The 22,416-nt window shown below is 56.1% G+C and carries 17 protein-coding genes; 13 read left to right on the top strand and 4 right to left on the bottom strand.

The features are described from left to right. Positions 1-3: 3 nt before the first annotated feature. The 3 genes from sufC to FF011L_RS08415 form a co-directional block, all read right to left on the bottom strand. A complete protein-coding gene (gene sufC, locus FF011L_RS08425) occupies positions 4-828 on the bottom strand; it encodes a Fe-S cluster assembly ATPase SufC (RefSeq protein ID WP_145351188.1) in 825 nt (274 codons plus the stop codon). A gap of 219 nt (positions 829-1,047) precedes the next feature. After that, entirely contained in the window at positions 1,048-1,767 is a 720-nt protein-coding gene (locus tag FF011L_RS08420) for a helix-turn-helix transcriptional regulator (RefSeq protein WP_145351187.1), read from the bottom strand. A gap of 112 nt (positions 1,768-1,879) precedes the next feature. After that, entirely contained in the window at positions 1,880-2,077 is a 198-nt protein-coding gene (locus tag FF011L_RS08415) for a hypothetical protein (RefSeq protein ID WP_145351186.1), read from the bottom strand. Positions 2,078-2,803: 726 nt separating this feature from the next. Here FF011L_RS08415 and FF011L_RS08410 point away from each other — a divergent pair. The 9 genes from FF011L_RS08410 to FF011L_RS08370 all read left to right on the top strand — a co-directional run bounded on the left by FF011L_RS08410 (position 2,804) and on the right by FF011L_RS08370 (position 16,737). Next, on the top strand, positions 2,804-6,616 hold the full coding sequence (locus FF011L_RS08410) for an efflux RND transporter permease subunit (protein ID WP_218933085.1): 3,813 nt from the start codon (positions 2,804-2,806) through the stop codon (positions 6,614-6,616). A gap of 200 nt (positions 6,617-6,816) precedes the next feature. Next, positions 6,817-7,401, top strand: a complete 585-nt coding sequence (locus tag FF011L_RS08405) for a hypothetical protein (RefSeq protein ID WP_145351184.1) — start codon at positions 6,817-6,819, stop codon at positions 7,399-7,401. 1 nt (position 7,402) lies between these two features. Beyond that, a complete protein-coding gene (locus tag FF011L_RS08400) occupies positions 7,403-7,900 on the top strand; it encodes a hypothetical protein (RefSeq protein ID WP_145351183.1) in 498 nt (165 codons plus the stop codon). A gap of 27 nt (positions 7,901-7,927) precedes the next feature. Beyond that, on the top strand, positions 7,928-10,462 hold the full coding sequence (locus FF011L_RS08395; protein ID WP_145351182.1) for a BatA domain-containing protein: 2,535 nt from the start codon (positions 7,928-7,930) through the stop codon (positions 10,460-10,462). Beyond that, complete coding sequence (locus FF011L_RS08390) at positions 10,462-12,762, top strand: glutamine amidotransferase (protein WP_145351181.1); 2,301 nt, start codon at positions 10,462-10,464, stop codon at positions 12,760-12,762. The genes FF011L_RS08395 and FF011L_RS08390 overlap by 1 nt, the downstream gene beginning before the upstream one ends. A gap of 189 nt (positions 12,763-12,951) precedes the next feature. Further along, the gene (locus FF011L_RS08385; RefSeq protein ID WP_145351180.1) at positions 12,952-14,571 is read left to right on the top strand and encodes a GAF domain-containing protein; all 1,620 of its coding nucleotides are present in this window, start codon (positions 12,952-12,954) and stop codon (positions 14,569-14,571) included. Further along, positions 14,568-14,927, top strand: a complete 360-nt coding sequence (locus FF011L_RS08380) for a response regulator transcription factor (RefSeq protein ID WP_145351179.1) — start codon at positions 14,568-14,570, stop codon at positions 14,925-14,927. The genes FF011L_RS08385 and FF011L_RS08380 overlap by 4 nt, the downstream gene beginning before the upstream one ends. 334 nt (positions 14,928-15,261) lie before the next feature. Beyond that, positions 15,262-15,663: a hypothetical protein gene (locus tag FF011L_RS26780; protein ID WP_246109817.1), complete on the top strand. Its 402-nt coding sequence runs from the start codon at positions 15,262-15,264 to the stop codon at positions 15,661-15,663. A gap of 102 nt (positions 15,664-15,765) precedes the next feature. Further along, positions 15,766-16,737 carry a serine O-acetyltransferase gene (locus tag FF011L_RS08370; protein ID WP_145351178.1) on the top strand — a complete coding sequence of 324 codons (972 nt, stop codon included), beginning with the start codon at positions 15,766-15,768 and terminating at the stop codon, positions 16,735-16,737. 645 nt (positions 16,738-17,382) lie between these two features. Here the strand turns inward: FF011L_RS08370 and FF011L_RS08365 are convergent. After that, positions 17,383-17,913 (bottom strand): hypothetical protein, encoded by a 531-nt coding sequence (locus FF011L_RS08365; protein ID WP_145351177.1) that lies wholly within the window; start codon positions 17,911-17,913, stop codon positions 17,383-17,385. 251 nt (positions 17,914-18,164) lie between these two features. Here FF011L_RS08365 and rpmB point away from each other — a divergent pair, with 251 nt between their 5' ends. Genes rpmB through gatB form a run of 4 tightly spaced genes read left to right on the top strand, consistent with a single transcriptional unit; the run spans position 18,165 to position 21,754 of the window. Beyond that, positions 18,165-18,443, top strand: coding sequence for a 50S ribosomal protein L28 (rpmB, locus tag FF011L_RS08360; RefSeq protein ID WP_145351176.1), 279 nt, complete (start codon positions 18,165-18,167; stop codon positions 18,441-18,443). A gap of 32 nt (positions 18,444-18,475) precedes the next feature. After that, positions 18,476-18,769 carry an Asp-tRNA(Asn)/Glu-tRNA(Gln) amidotransferase subunit GatC gene (gene gatC / locus FF011L_RS08355; protein ID WP_145351175.1) on the top strand — a complete coding sequence of 98 codons (294 nt, stop codon included), beginning with the start codon at positions 18,476-18,478 and terminating at the stop codon, positions 18,767-18,769. 10 nt (positions 18,770-18,779) lie between these two features. Further along, positions 18,780-20,267: an Asp-tRNA(Asn)/Glu-tRNA(Gln) amidotransferase subunit GatA gene (gatA, locus tag FF011L_RS08350; RefSeq protein ID WP_145351174.1), complete on the top strand. Its 1,488-nt coding sequence runs from the start codon at positions 18,780-18,782 to the stop codon at positions 20,265-20,267. Next, a complete protein-coding gene (gene gatB / locus FF011L_RS08345) occupies positions 20,264-21,754 on the top strand; it encodes an Asp-tRNA(Asn)/Glu-tRNA(Gln) amidotransferase subunit GatB (protein ID WP_145351173.1) in 1,491 nt (496 codons plus the stop codon). The genes gatA and gatB overlap by 4 nt, the downstream gene beginning before the upstream one ends. The last annotated feature ends 662 nt before the right edge of the window (positions 21,755-22,416 follow it).

The following is a 22,416-nucleotide window of genomic DNA, read 5'->3' as shown; positions in this document are numbered from 1 at the left end:
CGATTAGCTGGCGACTTCGGTTTCTTCGCTCAGCATCTCTTGGTTACGAGCATCGGCTTCAGGGTGGGAAGTACGAATTCGGTCGTACCCACTCTGATGCAATTCTTCCGCCAATTCCTTGCCTCCGGTTTCAACAATGCGTCCACCCAACATGACGTGCGTGTACTCAGGAGGGTTGTGTTCCAACAACTTGTCGTGATGCGTGATGATCAACAGACCCATTTTGTCGCGACCACCGATCTCCGCGATCGATTCACTTGCCAAACGAACCGCGTCGGCGTCCAAGCCGCTGTCCGTTTCGTCCAGGATCGCAAACTTGGGCTGCAGCATCGCCAACTGCAGGATTTCGGCTCGCTTCATTTCGCCACCGGAAAAACCGTCGTTGACGTATCGGCGAGCAAATTCAACATCCATTCGCAGATGCTGCATTTTGTCTTTCAGTTCCTTACGGAATTCCCGCATCGGAATCAGTTCTTCGCCTTCCTTACGATCGGGCCGACGAACATTCGTCGTGGCATGCCGAAGGAAATCGGCCATCTTCACGCCCGGGACGGCGATCGGACGCTGGAAAGCCAAGAACAACCCAGCTCGGGCTCGTTCGTTGGGCTCCATTTCCAGGACATTTTTTCCGTCCAAAGTGATCGAACCTTCGGTCACTTCGTAATTGGGATGCCCCATGATGGCCAAACCGAGCGTACTTTTTCCGCTACCGTTTGGCCCCATCAGTGCATGGGTTTCGCCATGATTCATCGTCAGGTTTACCCCTCGAAGAATCGGTTTGCCGTCGACGGCAACATGCAAATTTTCGATTTTCAGAACGTGGCTCATCGGTAGCTTCCTCTTAAACTCGGTCGTTGCAAAAGATTTGCAGTGATATGTAGTAGGTCTGTTCGCTTTGATTTCGTAGTGGCTTCAACGACCCGTTGCGATTGGAACCAACAAAGTGTGGTTCGATGACAAGGGCCGCGGGCTTCGCTTCTCGGTCGCGTTTCGGCTGATCTGCTTCGGAATGGATGTTGGTTGCTGAGGGGTTGTCTAACTGCCGTCCTACGATTCGTTCTCACACAAATCGTTCGCTGGAGCGGTTTCTGGACCGCTCTCCTTCGGCGAAAATTGACAACACGCATGGCCATCGAGGCGGCAGCTGGTCAATTCGACGGGACTCCCCAAAGCCTCACTCAACATTTCTTCTTCTAAATGACACATGGAACGAAGCTCCGAATCGTCCGTCAGGCCAGGGTACGGACAGGCCGTGATTCCCAGCACCGGAAGCGACTCTTCCCCCCGAAGGGTGACATCACTCGGAATTCGGTTGCCAGCCATCAGCCGTGATAGCTCTCGCATCCGCTCCTCCAAGCTCCCTGAGTCGGACTTGCCGGTGGCCAAATGCTCCCGGTAGCCCTGTCCAAGGCGTCGAGCTATCCCAGCAAGCAAATTGTCCCGAATGCCCGCGTCAGGGATCAGCAAGATCTCCTGCCACATCGCATCGGCCAATTCGCCATGGTTCGCTCCCGCATGGCGGTGACCAAGCACCGTCAGCGAATAACTGAAGGTCGGACGACCTCGCCCTGCGACCACTTTATGGCGTTCAATCAGCCCGTCTGCCAAAAGACGCTCCAACCGCTGACGAACGGCGGTCGCCGTAACATCAAGGGCCAAAGTCAATTCATGGACTCCTAGTCGCTCGCCACCACGAAGGGCATCAAGCAATTCACGATCAACAGATCGCAACGAAATCGCGGCAGGAGGATTGGTTGAATGGCTCATCTCTCTGGTAATCTATGGAGAGAGCCGGTTTTTGACAACCCTTGATGTCAAAATTCAATGTCAGAGAATCCGCCAAAAGGAACTTCCGCTAGCAAAGGCTGAATATAGAGGGTTAGACGCGGACGTCGAGGTAGCCTGCAGCCAACTGGCGCTGAATGGTCGCGTTCTGCTGCAACAATTCGTTAACCGAATCACCCGCCTGCTGCTGGACGTCTAGATGTTTTGCCAGCACAGCCATGTCAATCTTCTGTAGCGTCGCATCACTGCGCGCTTGCAATACTTGACGGACAGGAGCGGGAATACTGGACATTTACGCAAGACAGGTGTTCGAAAGAGGAGAGAGTCTTCTGGGAAGTATCGCCCAGGCAATCGTCCGGCGATGTCCATTTCTGGTGCCCCAGTGGGATATTCCATTCCCAAATGGTCAGGTTATTCGGATTTTGCAAATTTTTTCTCCATCGATGCTAGCAAGAACGGAGGACGCACCTCGAATGACACTCCAGCGAAATCGGCCCGCGGGCTCCGCGACACCGGTGCTGAACAGATCCGGGCTTTCGTGCCTGCAAAGCCAAATGAAGTTCCAATGCATCCAGCGATGGGAATCGGCCGACGAGGGATGCATTTCAGCCTTGGACGGCATGATTTGCCCGATTTAAGGGTGACGAATGCCGCCAAGGAGTTGCCAGGTTTTCAGGTTGGCACCGGGGAGCGTTCCGCGGAACGGGAATGCGATATCCCCAGATCGCCCCAGCAAACGATGCCCTGTGCGGCTTCGCTAACCCGCATGACCGTGGTCCCGCGCTGTGGATACCGCTGGAAGTCCCAACGAAGGCGCCGATTGACGTGGACCCAAACGGCGTGCACCGATACGCTTACAGCGATTGCATGCAATTCGCTATCCCTTGCTCCCTGTTGCTGCTGACCCCCGATGAAACAATCGTTCCTCTCAAAGCGCTCTCCCTTCGGGATTTCCAACGCGCTCGTCATCCTTTTGGTGATCTTTTTCTTTGTCCCTTGGGCCATCCGATCAGCGCGGATGAGTCTCCAGCACACGGAGAACAATGTTAAGGATTGGCTGCCATCGGAATTCCGCGAAACCTCCGAACTTGCTTGGTTTGGTAAATATTTCGCCGGGGAACGTTTCATCCTTGCAACCTGGCCAGGCTGCACCGAGGACGATCAACGACTGCAGCTGTTTGCTCAGAAACTGAGAAGCGAAGCGGAAGGGTCGACGCCTGCGGTCCTGCCGGCGAACTGGGAAGCCGCAAAAGAAACCGCTGCAAAATTGCAGTTGATGCTCCCTTCGGACCATCACAAGAACTGGGGTGGCCTGGACGAGAAATGGTTGGTCAGCGCGACGGGACGTTGGTATTACCTAACGCCAGACGGAAAACTATACCGCTGGGACGTCGAATCGAACGCCGTTCATTCTTCATGGATCGCGTTTCAGCGAGCCACCGGAAGTTACAAGCTGGATGGGACCTTCGTCGCTGCTTTTGGCGGCCCGCCCGGGAAAAGAGTCGCCAATCCGTACTACAACGACCCCGCCCTGCTTTCAGCGCCGCTATTTCGTAGCGTGCAGACCGGTCCCGACGTTGCCAGTTTGCTGGCAGTGGAGGGTGGCCCATTGTGGCCGGTAGACCTAACCGACCCCGAATTAAAACCACAAATCGCCCGCCGTCATGCCATCGACCGATTGACCGGAACGCTTTATGCCCCCGCAGTCCCTCACGAATTTGACTGGACCGCCGAGGGCTTTGCACGGGTCGTAGAAGAATATCGCGACTCGAAGTCCGAGGAATCTGACGATATCGCTTCGGCCGAAGCAGCGAGCGAAGTTGCGACCGATTCATCAAAACCGCTTCCAGCGGAATTGGTGGAGGCCTTTGATTTAGCGCTCCAGCAATTCACGCAGGCGAGGTACCAAGGGGACCGCGAAGCCCTACTAAACGCCGACACAAAACAGCACGACGAAGCTTGGTACGCCGTTTTTGACGCCGTCGAAATCAAACCGCCGCCGCGACAAACCTGTGTGATGGTTACCCTGACTCCGCTTGGCGAACAGAAATTGCCTTACGTGGTTGGTCGCGGAGTGATGGGAGGCCCACGCGGAAGACTGCTAACCCTGGCGGAACAATCCGGACTAGAAGCCGCCGCGATCCCCTCGTCAGCTCCGCCTCCATTCAACGTTGTCGAAGCGGTCGGCAGCAGTGGTCGACCTCCGCTACGTCTAGGGGGTCCTCCGGTCGACAATGTAACGATCGACGAAGAAGGGACGATCACCCTAAGTCGGCTGGTGGGATATAGCGTCCTGCTTGGTTTCGGGCTGTCCTACCTGTGCTTCCGAAGCCTGAAAGTAACGATCATGATTTTCGCCGTCGGCGGGATGTCGGCGGTCTTTGGAATGGCGATGGTCGGATGGACGGGAACGGCGGTCGATGCAATCCTCCTCAGCATGCCCTCGCTGGTCTATGTCTTAGGGTTATCCGGGGCGATTCACGTCGTCAACTACTACCGCGATGAAGTGGAATCCGAAGGCCCGGCAGGGGCTGCTGGTCGTGCGTTTCGTCATGCGTTGGTTCCCTGCACCTTAGCCGCCGTTACAACGGCCATCGGTTTGATGTCGCTGTACACCAGCAACATTACCCCGATCCGAAAGTTCGGTTTCTTCTCGGCGTTGGGGGTTTTGGCGACGGTCATCATTCTGTTTGCGTACCTGCCGGCCGCTCTGGAAACATTCATTCCCCACCTGGCCAAGAAAAGGCAAACCAAGAAGAAATCGATCGGCGATGGCGGCGTCTTAGGGCGAGCCTGGGGTGCGGTTGGAGATTTCATCGTCAAACGCCACTGGTGGGTTTCGACCGCAGCGACAGCCTTGCTGATTTTTTGCTTGCTCGGGTTATTCAAAATCCAAACGACTGTCCAACTGCTGAAGTTATTCAGTGCGGACAGTCGCATCATCAACGACTACGCTTGGCTGGAAGACAATTTTGGCAAACTGGTTCCGATGGAACTGGTTGTTCGGCTGCCCGAATCCCCAGACGCGGAAGTTGCAGCGGCGGAGCCCGCCGAGGATACTCGCAGCAGCTGGAACCAAACCGCAAGCAACGCGGCAACCACCTCGGCGGATCCCGAGATGAGCATGCTGGAAAAAGTGGAAGCGGTTTCCAGGATCCAACATGTTGTGGAACAGGCGCTGGGAGAAACAGGCCTGGGAATCGTAGGGCAGGCGATGAGCACCGCCACGTTCCTACCGGACCTACCTCCGCCATCAAACGGAGCCATCAAGTCTGAGCGTTACCTGTTCAATCAAGAACTGACCGTAGGACGCAATGATTTAAAGGGAAGCGACTACTTCCGCGTCGAAGAAAACGGCCCCTTTGCCGGCAGCGACTTATTCCGAATCAGCTTACGCGTCAGCGCGCTGTCCGACGTCGATTACGGACGTTTCATCTACCAACTGCGTGAAACGGTTGAACCAGTACTCGAGGCCTATCGGTCCGAGGAACAAATCAAACAGCGAATGCCGACTCGCTCACGAGGCGTTCGCAAGATTGTTGTCTTGGGGCGTGGTGCGCCGGAACACCTGGGCGTCGAACCGGTTCTGCAACCCAAACCTGAAATGACGCCTGAAGAGCGAAAGGCATCCGAAACGCTTGCTCAGCGGACCCTCCGATTCCTCGAAGGGACGCCTCCGGCAACCGATTCCAGAGTGATTGACCAACGTTCGATCTATGAAACCACGTTGGCGGAATTGCTTAGAAATCACAGCAGCACGCGAGTTCTCTGGCACGACCCAAGCGATGGCAAACTGGACGGCAAAGAGACTCACGAGCAGTGGGGAAAAAACCTTGAATCGGCCGACATGATCATCATGCTTCGGGACCACGAGGACTACGACCTATCGTTCATCGAACAGCATGCAAAAAACTGGATCGATGTCCGTCAAATCCCCTTTGACAGGACGATCCCGACAGTCGTTGACGAAATCCCCGTGGCGGAAAATGCTGGGCCGGTAGAAGTCGTTTATACCGGGGTGGTTCCCGTGGTCTACAAAGCCCAGCGAACCCTGCTGCACAGCTTGGTGGAGTCGATCGGCTGGGCATTTGTGCTGATCGCCGGCGTGATGACAATTTTACTAAACCCAGGCCGAATGCCTTTCACTTGGTTCGCCCCCAGCAACCTGGGATTTGGATTTGCCGCGGGATGCGTGGCGATGATTCCCAACATTTTCCCCGTCGCAGTCGTGTTCGGAACGATGTGTCACATGGGGATCAAGATCGACATCGGAACGATGATGACCGCCTCGGTGGCCATGGGTGTTGCGGTGGACGATACGATCCACTTCCTATCGTGGTTCCGGCATAACCTTGACACGGGTATGGAACGCATTGAAGCGATCAAAGCGACCTACCGTCGTGTCGGTCCTGCGATGACTCAAACGACCATCGTCGGCGGGCTTGGTCTGTTTGTATTTGCACTTAGTTCGTTCACTCCGACTCAACAATTTGGGACGTTGATGCTGGTCATGTTAGCGGCGGCACTGGTCGGCGACTTGATCTTCTTGCCAGCGTTACTTGCCGGCCCGCTCGGTCGACTTTTCAAGGCACGTCCGCCGAAACCAACGGCGAACTTGACCGCTCCAATAAGCGAACAGGATCCACCTGAATTCGATTCAACTTCGAATGAAAACGGGCGCAGCTCTGGTTCCGGCCCGCATTCAGCAGAATCGCAACCGCAAAGTCAGACTCGTTCAAGCGTTCCACCTCCGGCATCGCTACGAACGCGTGGTTTACGAACCGACCAGCCTCATCAGTACGACCCATCCTCGGACCCGGGACCGCATTAACCAAGCTTTGCCCCACGTTTGTCCGTTTGCGGTAGGATAAAAGGGACGAAGCCAATGCATCTGCCTGTTTCCATCGACGAACGGGCGTGCTGGGTTTCGTTTCCAATCGACAAATCGTACGTCATCCAGTCAATCCGGCACCTCCGACATAAACCTCTCCAAGCAAACCTGCCGGTTCCATTTGCCATAGCTTCGGCGTCATGACTGATCTGAATCCATCGAACCAAAATCCGTACGCCGCCGCGACAGGAAACATAAGCCTGCACAGTGACGTTGCCGCGACGGTCAACACTCCCCAAACAGACGCTAGACGCCTCGGTTTCTGGCAGTTCTTTCTGGGGATTATCCTGCTTGCCATTTTCGGAATCGTGGTCCTTATCCTAGGGCTGCAAATGCTCCTTGCAGGCGTACTGGCCGGATCGATAGCCGGGGTCATCGGCGTCGGTTTAGTGATTCTGATAATGGCCTTTTTCTACCTCTTACCAGCCATTTCGATAATGCGGGCGGGTGCCACCGCCAAGCAGTACAGCGTCACCCCCGATGCCGTCCAACAAACGCTGCTCCTGGAGCGACAATTAAGAACCTGGCGCGTGCTTGGTAGCCTAGCACTACTAGGCGTGGTGTTTAGCTTCAGTGCATTAGCGTTAACGGTCGGGCGAACAGTGACCTCCAGCCCCCCCGGTGCACTGGGTCCCGCGGTAAGGGATGTCACGGTCCCCGTGGAAAGCGATTCACTGCAACCGTCCCAGCCCGCCACATCGCTTTCCTCCGAAGAGGGCACCTAGCGTGAATGAGCCGATTGAACCACATGCCGTCGATCCGTTAACGGCCGCCGTCAGCAGCCCTCCCACCGACCGCGTCGCATCCTTGGACCACGTCACGAAGGATCGAAACGTCGAGCTGGCGAAATCGCTGGCTCGATGGCAGCGGTTTGTCGCCATGATCATTATCGGCTTGGCGATTCTGGTACTGGGCAACTACGTAGTCGTCTTTGCTACGGGGGAAGCAGCGGGGATCGTACCGTTTCTGTTCTCCTTTGCGATTTCGGCAATATCAGTGATCGTTATCTACGTCCTTCCTTCTGTATTTTTATGGCGAGCCGCCGGAGCGTCGCGACAATTCGCGAACCAGCCGAACTCAAACTCTTGGGCGCAGCTTATTTATCAACAAGCAAAATTCTGGCAAGTCACAGGCATCATCGTCCTCGTTTGTTTTGGAATGATGATCGGTTTGATGGGACTGATGCTTCTGCTCACCATCGTTGGGTTTAGTTCCTTTCCATGATCGACTTAGCCTACGGATGGGGAAGCGATGTCTTTTCTTAACGCGACTTTGATCTTTGGGGCTTTGGCCGCTGCGATCCCTATCGTGCTGCACCTGATCGCCAAGAAACAACCGCAGCGGATGCTCTTCCCGGCGGTCCGTTTTTTGTCAGAACGTGTCGAGGTGCAACGTTCCAAGCTGCGAATCCGGCGATGGTTGCTGCTGGCCCTTCGCGCAGCGCTACTGGCAATACTAGCCCTGGCACTTGCTCAACCCCAGATTCACGCAAGTGCTGGCGGGACCTGGCTGACGATCGCAATCGCATTTCTATTCGGGTTGGCGCTGCTGGCCTTAGCGGCAACCGCCATCTCGCGACAAATGACGCGAAGCCTTGTTCTAGGACTGACCGCCGCTGGCCTTGCCCTGCTGATCCTAGCGATCGGGTGGAGCGGATTTGTGTGGGCAGGCACCGCCCCAGTGCAAGCCCTTGATTCATCACCAGCCGCCGTCGCTATCGTCATCGACAATTCCCCCCGAAGCGGATACCTGATCGAAAATAAGACTCGACTGGACAAACTGAAATCGACAGCGCGATGGCTGGTAACTCGCTACCCCGCCGACAGCCGGATCACCATCATGGATCGCTCGGCTCGCCCGGCCTCCTATTCATTGGATACGGCTGCCGCGGTTCGCGGAATCGACAAACTGGATCCACTGCAAAACGTTCAACCATTGGCGGACCGCATCGAAGCCGCAGTCCGGCTGGTGCGGAGCAGCGAACTGGAACGCAAAGCCGTCTTTGTGCTATCGGACCTATCGGAACAAAGCTGGTTTCCTTCCGGCAAAGACGATCCTGAAACGGCGGAGTCTCCTTTGCTCCGGCTACTTTCCGAAGCCCCGCCGGTTCGCTTGCAAATCCTTCCCGTTGATTTCCAACGCGACGGCCGCGAATCACCTCCGACAACTCCGCCGCAAAACCGCCGCTTGGGACTGCCCCGACTCTCCGACACTTCGCCTCCTCAGCAGGTATCGGTCCCGCTTCAGATTGTTGTCACTTCAGAACCGGACACACCGGCAAGCGAAGTTCGCTGCGAGGCTCAGCTGTACGCCCTCGATCCGACACTGCCGGCGGTCCGCGATGGGCAAACAGTGCTCCCCAAACTTCAGACCGTCGACCGAACCAGCGTTCAACTGGCTGGTGGCGAATCGGCGGAGATGATCCTGACGCTACCTCCTCTTCCCATCGGCACGCATCACGGTCAGATCCATTTACTAGGAAACGATCCGCTGGCAATTGACGACACACGTTTCTTTAGTTTGGTTGTCCGTCCACCGGCCAAACTATTGATTGCCAGCAGCGACACGGCCGCGGCCGACCACCTAGAAAAACTATTAAACGCCGATTTCGGTCCCGGGGACCCGCGCGCCGAATTTGTCGTGCAACGCACGCGTGGCACCAAGTGGACTGCGGCTCAACTGCAGGCCGTCGATGCGGTTGCGTTGCTGGACCCGAATCCGGATCAGGTTTCTGAAACCGATGCGAACTCCCTCCTTAAATGGGTTTCCGAAGGAGGCAGTCTATTTGTTGCGTTGGGCGGAAGTTCCCGCGGCTCGCTTGTCACCACCGAACCGTCCACGGCACCGACAGCTTCCAGCGACGAAGAGGCGATCGTCGACGACCAACGCCCTCCTCGGCGACGGCTGTTCCCTTTGAAACGAATCTGGCGAGTCCCCGAACCAGGCACGTTTTTAGAAATCATTCGCCCGGACCATCCGGTGATGCAGGAACTATCGGCGATTCCCGGCGGCGTCCCGTGGGCTCCGTTTCGAATCCATCGATACTGGCAACTAGCGACCGACCCGAGCGATTCGGTGCTGGCCCGTTACGCAGGTACATCCAATGGCGCCGTCATTGAACGCGCCTTCGGCAGTGGGCGAATGATCTTGATGACCACGCCGCTTGCTCCCTCGTACCAGCATCCACAAGCGGACTGGAACGAACTATCGAGTGCAGGAAGCGCCTGGCCCTCCTTTTTGATGCTGCGACAGATCTTCAGCTATCTGGGGAACCGCGACGAACCGGGCCTGAATGTCCAAGTCGGCGATGCGGTTGCGTTGGCCGTTGGCGTAAGGGATGCGGAAAGCGAAAACCAAGACGCTTCAGAAGACCTCCGACGACTGCAAATGTTCTCAGCCGATTCGCCTCCCGTCCCCGTTCCGGTAACCAGCGGCTTAGCGACGGTGGGAACAACCTCAAACGGAGGGAACTATTGGCTTCGCGGAATCCAACCGGCCATCGGATTTTCAGTAAACCTGTCTCCCGAAGCGACCAACCTAAAGTCGATCGAACCGGCCGACCTAGAGGCTCTGCTGGGAGCGGAAAATTTTGATTTCATTTCCGATGCGGAATCGATCCGCGAATCCGAAGGTGGCGGCCGCGACCTTCGCCCCCTCTACTCACAAGCGATGCTGTTGGTATTAGGGCTGTTTCTTTTCGAACAAATTCTGGCAAATCGTTTCTACCGCACGGGCAATAGTCGGCCCGCACTCTCCACACGACTTCGTTCGTCTGGAGCGGCTTGATGCAGATCACTTGGAACCCCACCTTCGGATCGATTTGGCTGGTCGTGCTAGCCTTTGTGATCGTCTTTCTGCTGCTGTACCTGGTCCGTCCACAACAAGACGGCCTGACGCCAAGCCGCCAACGTTGGTTGCTGGGGCTGCGCAGTGGCGGGGCCCTGATATTACTTCTCGCGATGTTGCGTCCGACGATGGTCCGTACAACCGAAACCCCGGTGCCCGCGACGCTTGCTGTTTTACTGGATGGCTCCAGCAGCATGTCCCTACCAAGCGGCGACGGTCGCGACCGCTGGACCGTCCAATCGGAAGTCTGGAGCAAGCTTTTGCCTTCGCTGCAGGGACGCGACGAAATGCTGGACGTTCAAGTATTTCAGTACGCTCAAAAAGCCTCTCCGCTAACCATGGAAGCTGTCAGCGATTGGCTGAGCACGCAACCAACAGGCAGAGAAACCGACCTATCGATTCCACTTCAATCCGCGGTTTCCCAGGCCTCCGGTCGACCACTTGCTGGAGTCGTGATGGTTGGCGATGGAACGCAGACCAGCCGAGCGCAAGGGGGCGGGGCCCAGCAATCGGCTCGGCTGCTGGCTGCCCTGGAAGTCCCGCTATGGACCGTTCCGATCGGTCAACGTCGTGGCGATGAAACCGAACGGGATGTCGAAATCACCGATGTCCCTGAAAGCCTTCGTTTGTTTAGTGGAAACAGTTTTAAGCTGCCCGTAACGATCCGCACACAATCGCTGGCAGGGGCGGACATCCCGGTTCGCGTCCGCTGGGTGCCACAGGCCCTCGATGCCAGCGGGCAACCGAGCGCCCCGATTGAAAACGAAACATCCATTCGCTCCGTCGTCCCGCGTACTCAGTCTGACTCCCAGGCGATGGAGTTCTCTTTAGAAGCTCCTGCACCGGGGCGTTACCAACTGGAAGTCTCCGCCGATAACCAAGCGGGCGAAGCACTGACCATCAACAACCAACAGATCGCATTTGTCGATGTGCGAGAGGGGGGCGGACGCATCCTCTACCTCGAAGGCGAACCACGCGAAGAACAACTTCGGCTACGGCTGGCGCTGCGACGCTTCCCCGACCTGGAACTGGTCTACCAATGGATTCGTCGTGACACCGAATCGACTTGGCCGGTTGATCTGTCGGCGGCCCTCCAGCCCGACCAGTTTGACATTTACATATTGGGCGACCTCCATGCCAAGGCACTGGGGAACGACCAATTGGAATTGCTACAGAAACGGGTCGCTGAAGGGGCTGGATTGATGATGCTGGGTGGATTAAACACCTACGACGAAGGGGGCTACGGACAATCTCCGTTGGCCGAGGTGCTACCGATCCAGCTTTCCCCCGAAGCGGCGCGTCCTGTCGATTCGCCTCCCTCGCCGGAAATGCAAATTCAGGGCCCCGTACCGCTTCGCGTTGTCCGCAATCACCCTTTGGTTCAGATCGGCGACGCCAACAGACCGCAAGCCACCTTTGACCAACTTCCGCCACTGACGGGTGCCAACCGTTTCACCGGAATCAAAGCGATTCCCGGAGTCCAAGTATTGTTGGAAAGCGACCAAAAAGATCCATTGTTGGTGGTGGGTGAATACGGCAATGGACGTGTCGTTACATTCGCTGGCGACAGTACCTGGCAATGGTGGCGGAAAGGGGCAAGCCTACAGCATCGACGATTCTGGCGGCAAATCATGTTATGGCTGATGGCTCGCGACACCCTTTCCGACGATGCGATCGCCATCGAACTCGAAGGCCGGCGGTTTGCTGTCGATGCAACCCCTAGCTTCACCGTCCGGGCTCGGTTCTCTCAATCGAAAACATTGGAAACTCCCTTGACCGCGGAACTGGTCGATTCGGCGGGTACCGTCACCTCGCTTCCGGTCATTCGACAACCTGCAGCCGATGGTGAAGCGATTGTGTCGGGAAAACTATCCAACCTAAGTCCCGGGATCTATCGAATGCGGGCGAGTGCCAGCGGCGAGGATTCTCCGCTGAAACCGGATGAGATCGCGTTCCAGGTAATCGACAATGATCGTGAAAAACTCCGCCCGATCGCCGATCCCGCTTTCTTAGAACAACTGGCGGATTTAACCGGCGAGGCGGGAGGGAAAGCATTTGCCGTCGACGAACTGGATCAATTGATCGATGCCATTAACCGACGGCGTAGCGATGCGGCGCTGCCGATCACCAAACAGTATCGTTTAGGAAATGATCCGGGGACGGGCTGGTTGCTATTCCTACTATTTGCGGGCTGTTTGGGGACGGACTGGGCACTCCGCCGGCGATGGGGGTTGGCTTAAACCAGAATCTTTTGCAGAAAATTAATGAAGGCTTCCGGAGTGTCCCCAAGCCCAGTTAGGGGCACTTCTTCAGCCCAAACGCCTCTAGCCACTGCCAGGTGGCAGGCAAAAACACCGATTTGACTCCCAAAGCGTCTGAACCGACGTCTACAATGACCGAAACGATATAGGCAACCGAAAGACCGGGCGATGAACGACAACCGCAATCTACTTGCACGCGACCTTCAAGGGCAGACCCGCGTTCTTAAACGATTGGCCAAAGGCGACTCCCTGGAAGACATCCTGCAAACGTTGGTGGAAGTCGCCGAAGAATCGCGTCCGGAAATGATCGCCTCGATTTTGTTGGTCGACCGAGAAACAGGTTGCTTGCGAATGGGGGCCGCGCGTCAGCTGCCCAAATTTTATATGGATGCCTGTGAAGGTTTGATGCCAGGGCCAAGCGTTGGTTCCTGCGGAACGGCGGCCTATACCGGCAAACGAGTCATCGTAACCGACATCGATACGGATCCACTCTGGTCCGGCGTGCGCGAATTTGCCCAGCGTGCCTCCCTGCGAGCCTGTTGGTCCGAACCGATCATCGGGTCGACCGGCGAAGTCCTTGGGACTCTGGCGATGTACTACAAAACGCCTCGAGCCCCCGAGCAGAGCGAACTGGAATTTGTATCCAGCAGTGCAAACCTTGCGGCATTGGCGATCGAACGCGTCCGGCACCAACGTGAAGTCGAAGGGGAACGCGCGCTGCTGAAGACGATCGTGGGAGGCATCCCCGACGCGCTTATCTCAAGCAGCCTGGACCGCAAAATCACTCACTACAACGCGAGTGCCGCACAGTTGTTTGGTTATGCGGCAACCGAAGCCATGGGGATGCCAACACTGGAACTGTATGCCAATTCCGATGACTACCATCGCCTTGGCAGTTTTCCCTTTAAGGCTGCGCATGCGCCCGTCCTGGCAGCAACCGAAGTCGAATGGAAGAAAAAATCCGGAGAGACTTTCCCCGGTGAAATTGTGGCGACGACCATCCGCGATGAACAAGGTAAATCGCTGGGCTATCTGGGGCTGATTCGCGACATCACCGACCGCAAGGCAGCCGAAGCGAAATTAGCCGAGAGCCAAAGGAAACTTGTCCAAGCGGAACGTTTGGCGGCAATGGGCGAAATGGTCTCGGCGATTGCACACGAAAGCCGAAACGCCCTGCAAAGAATTCAGGTCTGCGTCGATATCCTTCAATACGAGATGGCCGAGGACGCCGAGGCACGCGACGACCTGGACCGCATCAGCCATGCAACAACCGACCTTCAACGCCTGCACGAAGAACTGTGCAACTATGCGGGGCCAATCCAACTGGACATTTCCCAGGGCGATCTTTCCGAAGTCTGGCAAAAAGCCTGGAAAAATTTGCAAGTGTCGCGTACCGATCGCGATGCTCGACTGTGCGAACAAATTGATACGGTCGATCTAAAATGCCCGATGGATGCCTTTCGGATCGAACAGGTGTTCCGCAATCTTTTTGAAAATTCACTAGCAGCCTGCGAAGACCCTGTCCGTATTTGTATTTCTTGTCGCAACGTCGAGGTCGATGGAGTACCATCGCTTTCTATCCAAGTGCGAGACAACGGCCCGGGATTGCCTGAGGAAATTCGCCCATTGGTTTTCGAAGCTTTTCACACAACAAAAGCCAAGGGAACGGGATTGGGTATGGCAGTCGCTAAACGATTCCTCGAAGCCCACAAAGGGTCCATCGCGATCGGCAACGATCATGGCGATGGAGCCGAATTTGTAATGACATTGCCAAGAGAGCTTGAATGACACCCCCCCTCAGAATTGTGATCGCTGACGACGAACAAGACATTCGGCACGGTTTGCATCGACTCTTGGCAAAACTCGCCTACGAGGTCGTGGGCGAAGCCTCCAATGGGCATGAACTGCTAAGTTGCTGCCGCGAAACGACCCCCGACGTCGTCATCACCGACATTCGCATGCCGATCATGTCAGGGATCGAAGCGGCGAATGAGCTCTCGAAAACCCATTCCATCCCGATCATCGTTGTCTCCGCGCACGAGCGGCCTCAGACACAGACCGAATGCATCAGCGATTTCCTGCTCAAACCTGTCAGCCTCACCTCGTTGCAAGCAGCGATCATCCGTGCTTGCCCGCAAGCCTAGCCATTAGCTAGCGTTCAAACAGCTGAGAAACGCCCTCGGCTATCTCCGCCGCGTTGGATCGACGGTTCCGACGAGCGGCTGTTGACTGAAACGATGTCAACTTCCACCTAAACCACGGCCATGCCCCTCCCAAACCAGGGCAGGGTGGCAAGATAGAGAACCTTGAGACTTTATGCGTGGCGGGGGTAAAGAGGATCGGTTCGGTTCTAACGATTCTCTGCATCGAAGGGGAAAGGTGCGCCGATGGTGATTGCGGAGAGGACCTCGTGATGGTCTTTTTTGCTGAAGAAGTTCAATGAACATTTGCGGTGGCTTACCACGGAAGGTTTCCCCGATGAAACACTTAATGCTTATTGCCCTGTGTGCGGGGCTGTTTTCTTTCACTGGCTGTGCGAGTCACCGCGGTGTTGGAAACCATGGGTCCTGCCAATCAGGACAATGCGGACAAAACTGTAATGGCGGCAATGGTGGCGGATTGCTCAGTCGCTTAGGCGGACGCAATGAATGCCAAAGTTGCCAATCAGGCGTCGCTGTTGGCTGTCGCCCTGGACCTCTGCGATGGCAGCAGGGTGGCCTGAACTACAGCGAAGGCTTGGCGACGGGACACATGGCACAAGGGTCCAATACGCGGCCTGCCAACCCAGGGCCAGCATCCGGCACGGTTGCCTACCCGTACTACACCACGCGTGGACCTCGAGACTTTTTGCTCGACAACCCACCGACGATTGGCAACTAGGCAATCGGCGTCGCCCATTGCTTATTACAAGGACAACTGCGTAGCATAGGCTACGCAGTGTTCCTGGTTTGACACACTTAGATTACCGAAGGATGTCCGTCGATGGCTTCTGATTTCCGTTTGAAGCAGCAGTTACCCGATCTGACCGAAAAGATCGTGGAAACCTACACCCCCGACGACGTCATTAACCATTTAGGGCACTGTCCGCTTCCCAGCTACGAAGCGGTCATCGAAATCCTGTCCGACCTAAAGGACATTCTTTACCCTGGATACCGCCGCAAAGTCGGCCTGCATTCGGGGAACATTCAATATCATGTCGGAGGTTTAATCGACCAACTACATGATTCGCTGACAACGCAAATCGCTCGAGCCCTCCGGCACGATGATCGAGTTCGCAATAGTCACAATGACTGCGAAAGCGATATCGACTTCGAAGCCAAGGGGCAGGCGATGGCGATTGAATTGCTGCGGCGAATTCCGGAACTACGCAAAGTCCTATCGACCGATGTGCAGGCCGCTTTTGACGGCGACCCAGCCTGCCACACGACCGACGAGATTGTCTTTTGCTATCCCGGATTCGAAGCGATCACGGTCTTCCGTATCGCCCACGAATTGCTGCAGCTTGGAGTCCCATTCATTCCTCGAATGATGACGGAATGGGCTCACAAAACAACAGGAATCGATATTCACCCAGGTGCGACCGTTGGAAATCACTTTTTCATCGATCACGGCACCGGAGTGGTGATTGGCGAAACCTGCGAAATCGGAGCCCATGTGAAACTTTACCAAGGTGTCACGCTCGGGGCCCTCAGTTTTCCGACCGATGCCGATGGTCAATTGATCCGAGGCACCAAGCGGCATCCTACGATCGAAGACCGTGTGGTGGTTTACGCCAATGCCACAATCTTGGGTGGACGGACCGTTGTCGGTCACGACAGCGTGATCGGATCAAGCGTCTGGATTACCAAGACCGTGTCACCCTATACCACGGTAACATTGGAAAAACCGCAACTGCGAGTACGTGGTGCCGCGTCGGCCGAATCCCACGATCCCGAATTAAATTTCCAGATCTAGAGCGATATAGGCCGTATAAATTCTTAGCGGAACGGCGCAAGCCGTCCGGCCACCGCCCTGGAAACGATATTGGCGGTACGCATTCTTAGCGGAACGGCGCGAGCCGTCCGGCCCGGCAACCACCTCTCGCGAAAAGGCCGGACGGCTCGCGCCGTTCCGCTAAGAAAATCATCCCGAGCAAATAACTGTGGGTAATTCGTTAGTCGGTGGCACGACAGCAGGTATGATTACGCCTATCCAAGAAAGAGCCATTCGCCCGCGAGGCAGTTACATATCTGCCTCGCGGGCGGGTTCCACCGGCTCATTCACGCTTCCAATCTCCATCACCAGCCAACGAAGGCTGAGTATCTGTATTTCATTTCGCAAAAGCACTGCTGGTCTGGTTGTGTGACCAACCAGAGAAGGAGCCATTCGCCCGCGAGGCAGTTACATATCTGCCTCGCGGGCGGGTTCCACCGGCTCATTCACGCTTCCAATCTCCATCATCAGCCTACGAAGGCTGAGCATCTGTATTTCACTTCCATGAAGCACCGCTGGTCTGCTTGGATGACCAGCCAGAGAAGGAGCCATTCGCCCGCAAGGCAGTTACATATCTGCCTCGCGGGCGGGTTCCACCGGCTCATTCACGCTTCCAATTCACAGTGCCTAGCCACCAAGGGCTCGGCGTGTATTTAGTGGGATGAGCGACCCTATGAAATTATCCAGGACCCCCGTCTTGTCCGCTTGGACTTCAATTCGGTCACCGGGGTGCAAGGCATAGTCGTTTTCCGGCCGAACTTGCTTGCCATCAAAAGCAACTTCCATCGGCGGGCAGTTCCAGTCTCCGGTTTCACTTCGATAGACCCGAACCCGCATATGCTTGATGGCCGACCGGACTCCCGTCTGATCCAGCAGAGTGCTGACATGCACGGTCTGACCTTCCGGCGGGAGCGGCAGAACCCGAACCGGCTCGTCGTCACCGGCGACCTGCAAAACGATAGAGTTCTGAGCTTTCGCTTGTTTGATTTTGCGAAAGACTTCTTCGCTGGCCGGGGCACTTAACGCCACCAAAGCACCTTCGGTCGGCTGCACCCGTTCGGAAAGGGCCCCAGTGGAACTGGAGCCGGTCAGAGAACAACCGGCACAGAGTACCGCTGCAAGCACAGAAATCGGGAAGAATGCGGAGTGAAATCGCATGGGGCACCAAAGTATCAATGAGAATCAATTGTGGTTCCCCCCCGGGAATCTTTCGCTCCCCGGTCGCTTGTGACGATTAGGAGAGCTGTAGGGGGTATCGGCCCTTTCCTGGTCGGACTGGAGTAAAAAGAGAAAGAAAAATTGTGGTCCCAACCGAGGTTGTGTTCGCAGATCTTCGCGATATACTCTCGGGCTTGCTAAAAAACGCATAAATTACGCATATCGTTTTAGAATAACGTCGGAGTAGAGTGATGGCCCGTCAATGCGAAGCCTGTGGCAAGAAAGTCCAAATGGGCAACCGCGTCGAAACACGTGGTAAAGCCAAATACCTAGGTGGAGTCGGTACCAAAATCACTGGTATTACTCGCCGAAAGTTCGTACCGAACTTGCAAAAAGTCCACATCACCACGCCAAGTGGTGAAAACAAATCGGTACGTGTCTGCACGTCCTGCATCCGCAGTGGAGCAGTTCGCAAGAAAGTTCACGTCAAGCCATTTGAGCTTGGTGACAAGAAACCTGCCAAGAAATAACCGTCCAGAAACCGATCGGCAATCTTACCGCCATGGCATTTTCTGACGACGACATTCGCAAAGTTGCGCACCTGGCTCGGTTAGAACTAACCGACCAGGAAGTCCAAAGGCTAGGTCCTCAACTGGAACGAATCCTCGGGTTCGTTGAACAGTTGGCGGAATTGAATACGGACGAAGTCGAACCGATGACAACCGCGTTGGATGTTTCCAATCGCTGGATGGCTGACGAACCGGCTCCTAGTCTCTCTCGTGAAGCGGCCTTGGCCAACGCTCCATTGGCCGACGACGAGTGTTTTCTCGTCCCTCCCGTTCTGCCGCCCTCTTGATTTCGACAATATGACGATCCCGCTCGATTCGGCTGCACGCCTGCAACAAATGTTGCAGAGCCGTGAAGTGTCCGCTGCTGAAGTCGCTCAGGCGACCCTAGACCGGACGGCCACCACAGAACCGACCGTATCGGCTTTTACGCACCTTGCGACCGAATCGCTGCTTGCCCAAGCCGCAGACATCGACCGCCGACGCGTCGCTGGCGAATCCCTTGGCCCTTTGGCTGGGATCCCCATCGCCATCAAGGATGTCCTCTGCACGGCAGACATGCCGACGACCTGTTCGTCAAAGATGCTGAAGGACTTTCATCCCCCGTATGATGCAACCGTGGTCGCAAAATTGCGATCCGCAGACGCCCTGTTGGTCGGCAAAACCAACATGGACGAGTTTGCGATGGGTGCCAGTACGGAAAACAGTGCCTTTGGTGTCACCCGAAATCCTTGGGATTTGACCCGCACCCCAGGCGGAAGCAGTGGAGGGGCCGCCGCCGTCGTCGCCGCTCAAAATGTGCCTCTCAGCCTGGGAAGCGATACCGGCGGTTCCATTCGACAGCCCGCCGCCTTTTGCGGCGTCACAGGCCTGAAACCAACCTACGGTCGTGTCAGCCGATTCGGTTTGGTTGCCTTCGCAAGCAGCCTGGACCAAGTCGGCCCGCTCGGCTGGGACGTTGCGGATACGGCACTACTACTAGACCATATCGCTGGCTTTGACCCTCGCGATTCGACTTCGCTAGATGCTCCGGTCGAGGATTATTCCGCGGCCGCAGCCAAACCCGACGTGAAGGGGATGCGAATCGGAGTCATGCGTGGGCAACTGGATGACCCGGGCCTCGATCCCGATGCTCGATCCGCCGTGGCGGCAGCAATCGATGTTTACCGCGACGCCGGTGCGACGCTGGTCGATGTTGAATTTGCTCACAGTAAGTACTGGGTCCCAACCTACTACATCATCGCCCCCTGCGAAGCGAGCAGTAACCTGTCTCGCTATGACGGTGCACACTACGGACACCGCGCCGAAATCGATGAAGCGGCCGCAAAAAAAGACGGCCCCCTGGTCGCCACCTACTGCAAATCACGCAGCGAAGGCTTTGGCGACGAAGTGAAGCGACGAATCATGCTGGGGACGTATGCCCTTAGCGAAGGGTATTCGGCAAAGTATTACGCCAAATCGCTGCGAGTCCGACGACTGATCCGTGGCGACTATGACGCGGCTTTTGAAAAAGTCGACGCCCTGCTTAGCCCGGTCACTCCATCGGCCGCCTTCCCACTTGGCGACAAGATGGAAGACCCGTTGCAAATGTACCTCTGCGACCTGTTTACCGTCGGAGCCAACCTAGCCGGCATCCCCGCCCTCTCGCTTCCTGCGGGAACCACCGAAAGCGGACTGCCACTGGGCGTCCAATTGCAGGCTCCACCACTAAAAGAATCAACGTTGTTCCGTGCAGGAGCCATGTTCCAACAGGCTACCACCCATCATCGCCGGAGACCCGTGGCGTGAGCGAGCGATTAGATGACGGACGTTTTCCCCACAAGATTGTGATCGGGCTGGAAGTCCATGCCCAACTGAAAACGCAAACGAAATTGTTCTGCAGGTGCAGCGCCCAATTCGGAGCCGCCCCCAACACGCAGGTCTGCCCGGTCTGCCTCGGCTTGCCCGGAGCCCTGCCGGTCTTGAACGAAGAGGCGATCTCCTTAGCAATCGTCACGGGGTTAGCCCTAAACTGCACGATCCCGCCTCTGACGAAATGGGATCGCAAGCAATACTTCTATCCCGACCTTCCCAAGGGATACCAGATCAGCCAATTCGATCTGCCGATCTGTGCCGAAGGTTACCTTGACATTACCGACCCGGAAAATGACGAGGAAACCAGACGAATCGGACTCTTCCGAGCACATCTGGAAGAGGACGCCGGCAAGAGCATGCACGACGAAACCTCGGGGCGTGACTTTACGCGGATCGACTTGAATCGCTGCGGTACTCCGCTGCTAGAAATCGTCAGCAAACCAGAACTGCGTTCCGCCGCTGAAGCGAAAAACTATCTAACCGAACTACGTTTGCTGCTCAGACACCTAAAAGTTTCTGACTGCGAAATGCAGGAAGGCAGCTTGCGCGTCGACGCAAATGTGAACCTGCACATCGATAAAGACAACCAGCGGATTGCGACGCCGATCGTCGAAGTCAAGAACATGAACAGCTTCCGAGCTGTCGAACGGGCGATCGAATTCGAAGCCATTCGCCAATACCAAGAATGGGAAGATACGGGCATCACGATTGAAACGATGGGCAAACGCACCTTCGGCTGGAATGACGCCACCGAAACCACGTTTGTACAGCGGGAAAAAGAAGAATCCGCCGATTACCGCTATTTCCCAGACCCCGATTTGCTACCGGTGCAAATCCCCAAGGAACAGGTCGAAGCCGTTCGCCAAGCGATGGGTGAACTGCCCGCCGAAACCCGCGAACGATTCCAAACCCAACACGGCCTTGCCCCCTACGACGCCGATGTGCTGGTAAACCAAGGCCCTGCGATGGTCGGATTTTTCGAAACCGCAGCAGGCATCGCCAAGGCTCCCAAACGCGTCAGCTCATGGATCCAGCAAGATGTCATGCGGACCCTGAAAGAACAGCAAATCGACCTGGAAGATTTCCCCATCCAAGCGGAAACGCTGGGCGAATTGCTAGGAGAAGTCCAAGCGGGCAAACTGGACAACAACCGAGCCAGGGACGTTTTCCAGCACCTCCTCGCCAACGGCGGGACCGTAGCCGAAGCGACAAAATCGCTCGGCATTGAAGCGGTGGATGATAACGAACTGGACACCATCTGCGATCAATTGCTGGCCGCAAATCCGCAGGTCATCGAAGACGTGCAGGGCGGAAAACCGCAAGCTATCGGGTCCTTGATCGGGCAAGCAAAAAAGATCAATCCCAACATCAATCCCGGCCAGCTAAGACAAACGCTGCTGCAAAAGATCGCCGAAGCGTAGCCTGCGGTCATGCAGGTTTCACCGATCGCGAAGCAGGGCCCGGAGGGCGGAGGGCGGCAGATATATAAATGAAGAAAGTCTAGCTCCCCTCGCCCCTAAGCGAGCTCTTTGGTGCGGAAGAAATCTCTGCTAGCTCGTTACGTGATCTCTGCCTCTTTACTTGATTTAGTGAAGCTTGCTTGGGGGAGAAGGGCTGGGGGAGAGGGGGAGATTTCCAGGCGGCGATTTTGCAGCGAAGACGCGGTGAAAGCCTCGGATTTCAAGCGATTATGCCACGCCTTGCCCAACGCTGTCGGCCCCTCTCCCCCTGCCCCTCTCCCCCAAAACAAGCCTTTGAATCGTACTTAATTGCATTAGCTGGCAAACCGTTGATTCAGTATCAAACTTTTTTTAAGCGAGCTTGTTTTGAGGGCGAGGGGAGCCAGACTTTCTTCACTTACCCCCCCCTCCGCTGGGTTAAAAGCACTGCACCCAGACTCGGATGGGCAGGGTTGAAATCGTCAGTGATAAATTTCACGTTCCGAGCGAAAGGGGACCATCACTAAATCAGCAGGCGGCTCGTGCCGCGGGCGCTAAGAAAGCAGCTGGCACCGGAAAACCGCCCCGCGGCCGCAAGAGGTTCCGTTTTGCTCGCCCGCATTTCTTACCAATCGAATCGCCAG

Source organism: Roseimaritima multifibrata, from assembly GCF_007741495.1.
GTDB lineage: Bacteria > Planctomycetota > Planctomycetia > Pirellulales > Pirellulaceae > Roseimaritima > Roseimaritima multifibrata.
The sequence above is the reverse complement of the archived record's forward strand: the minus strand, read 5'-3'. Positions and strand labels throughout refer to the sequence as shown.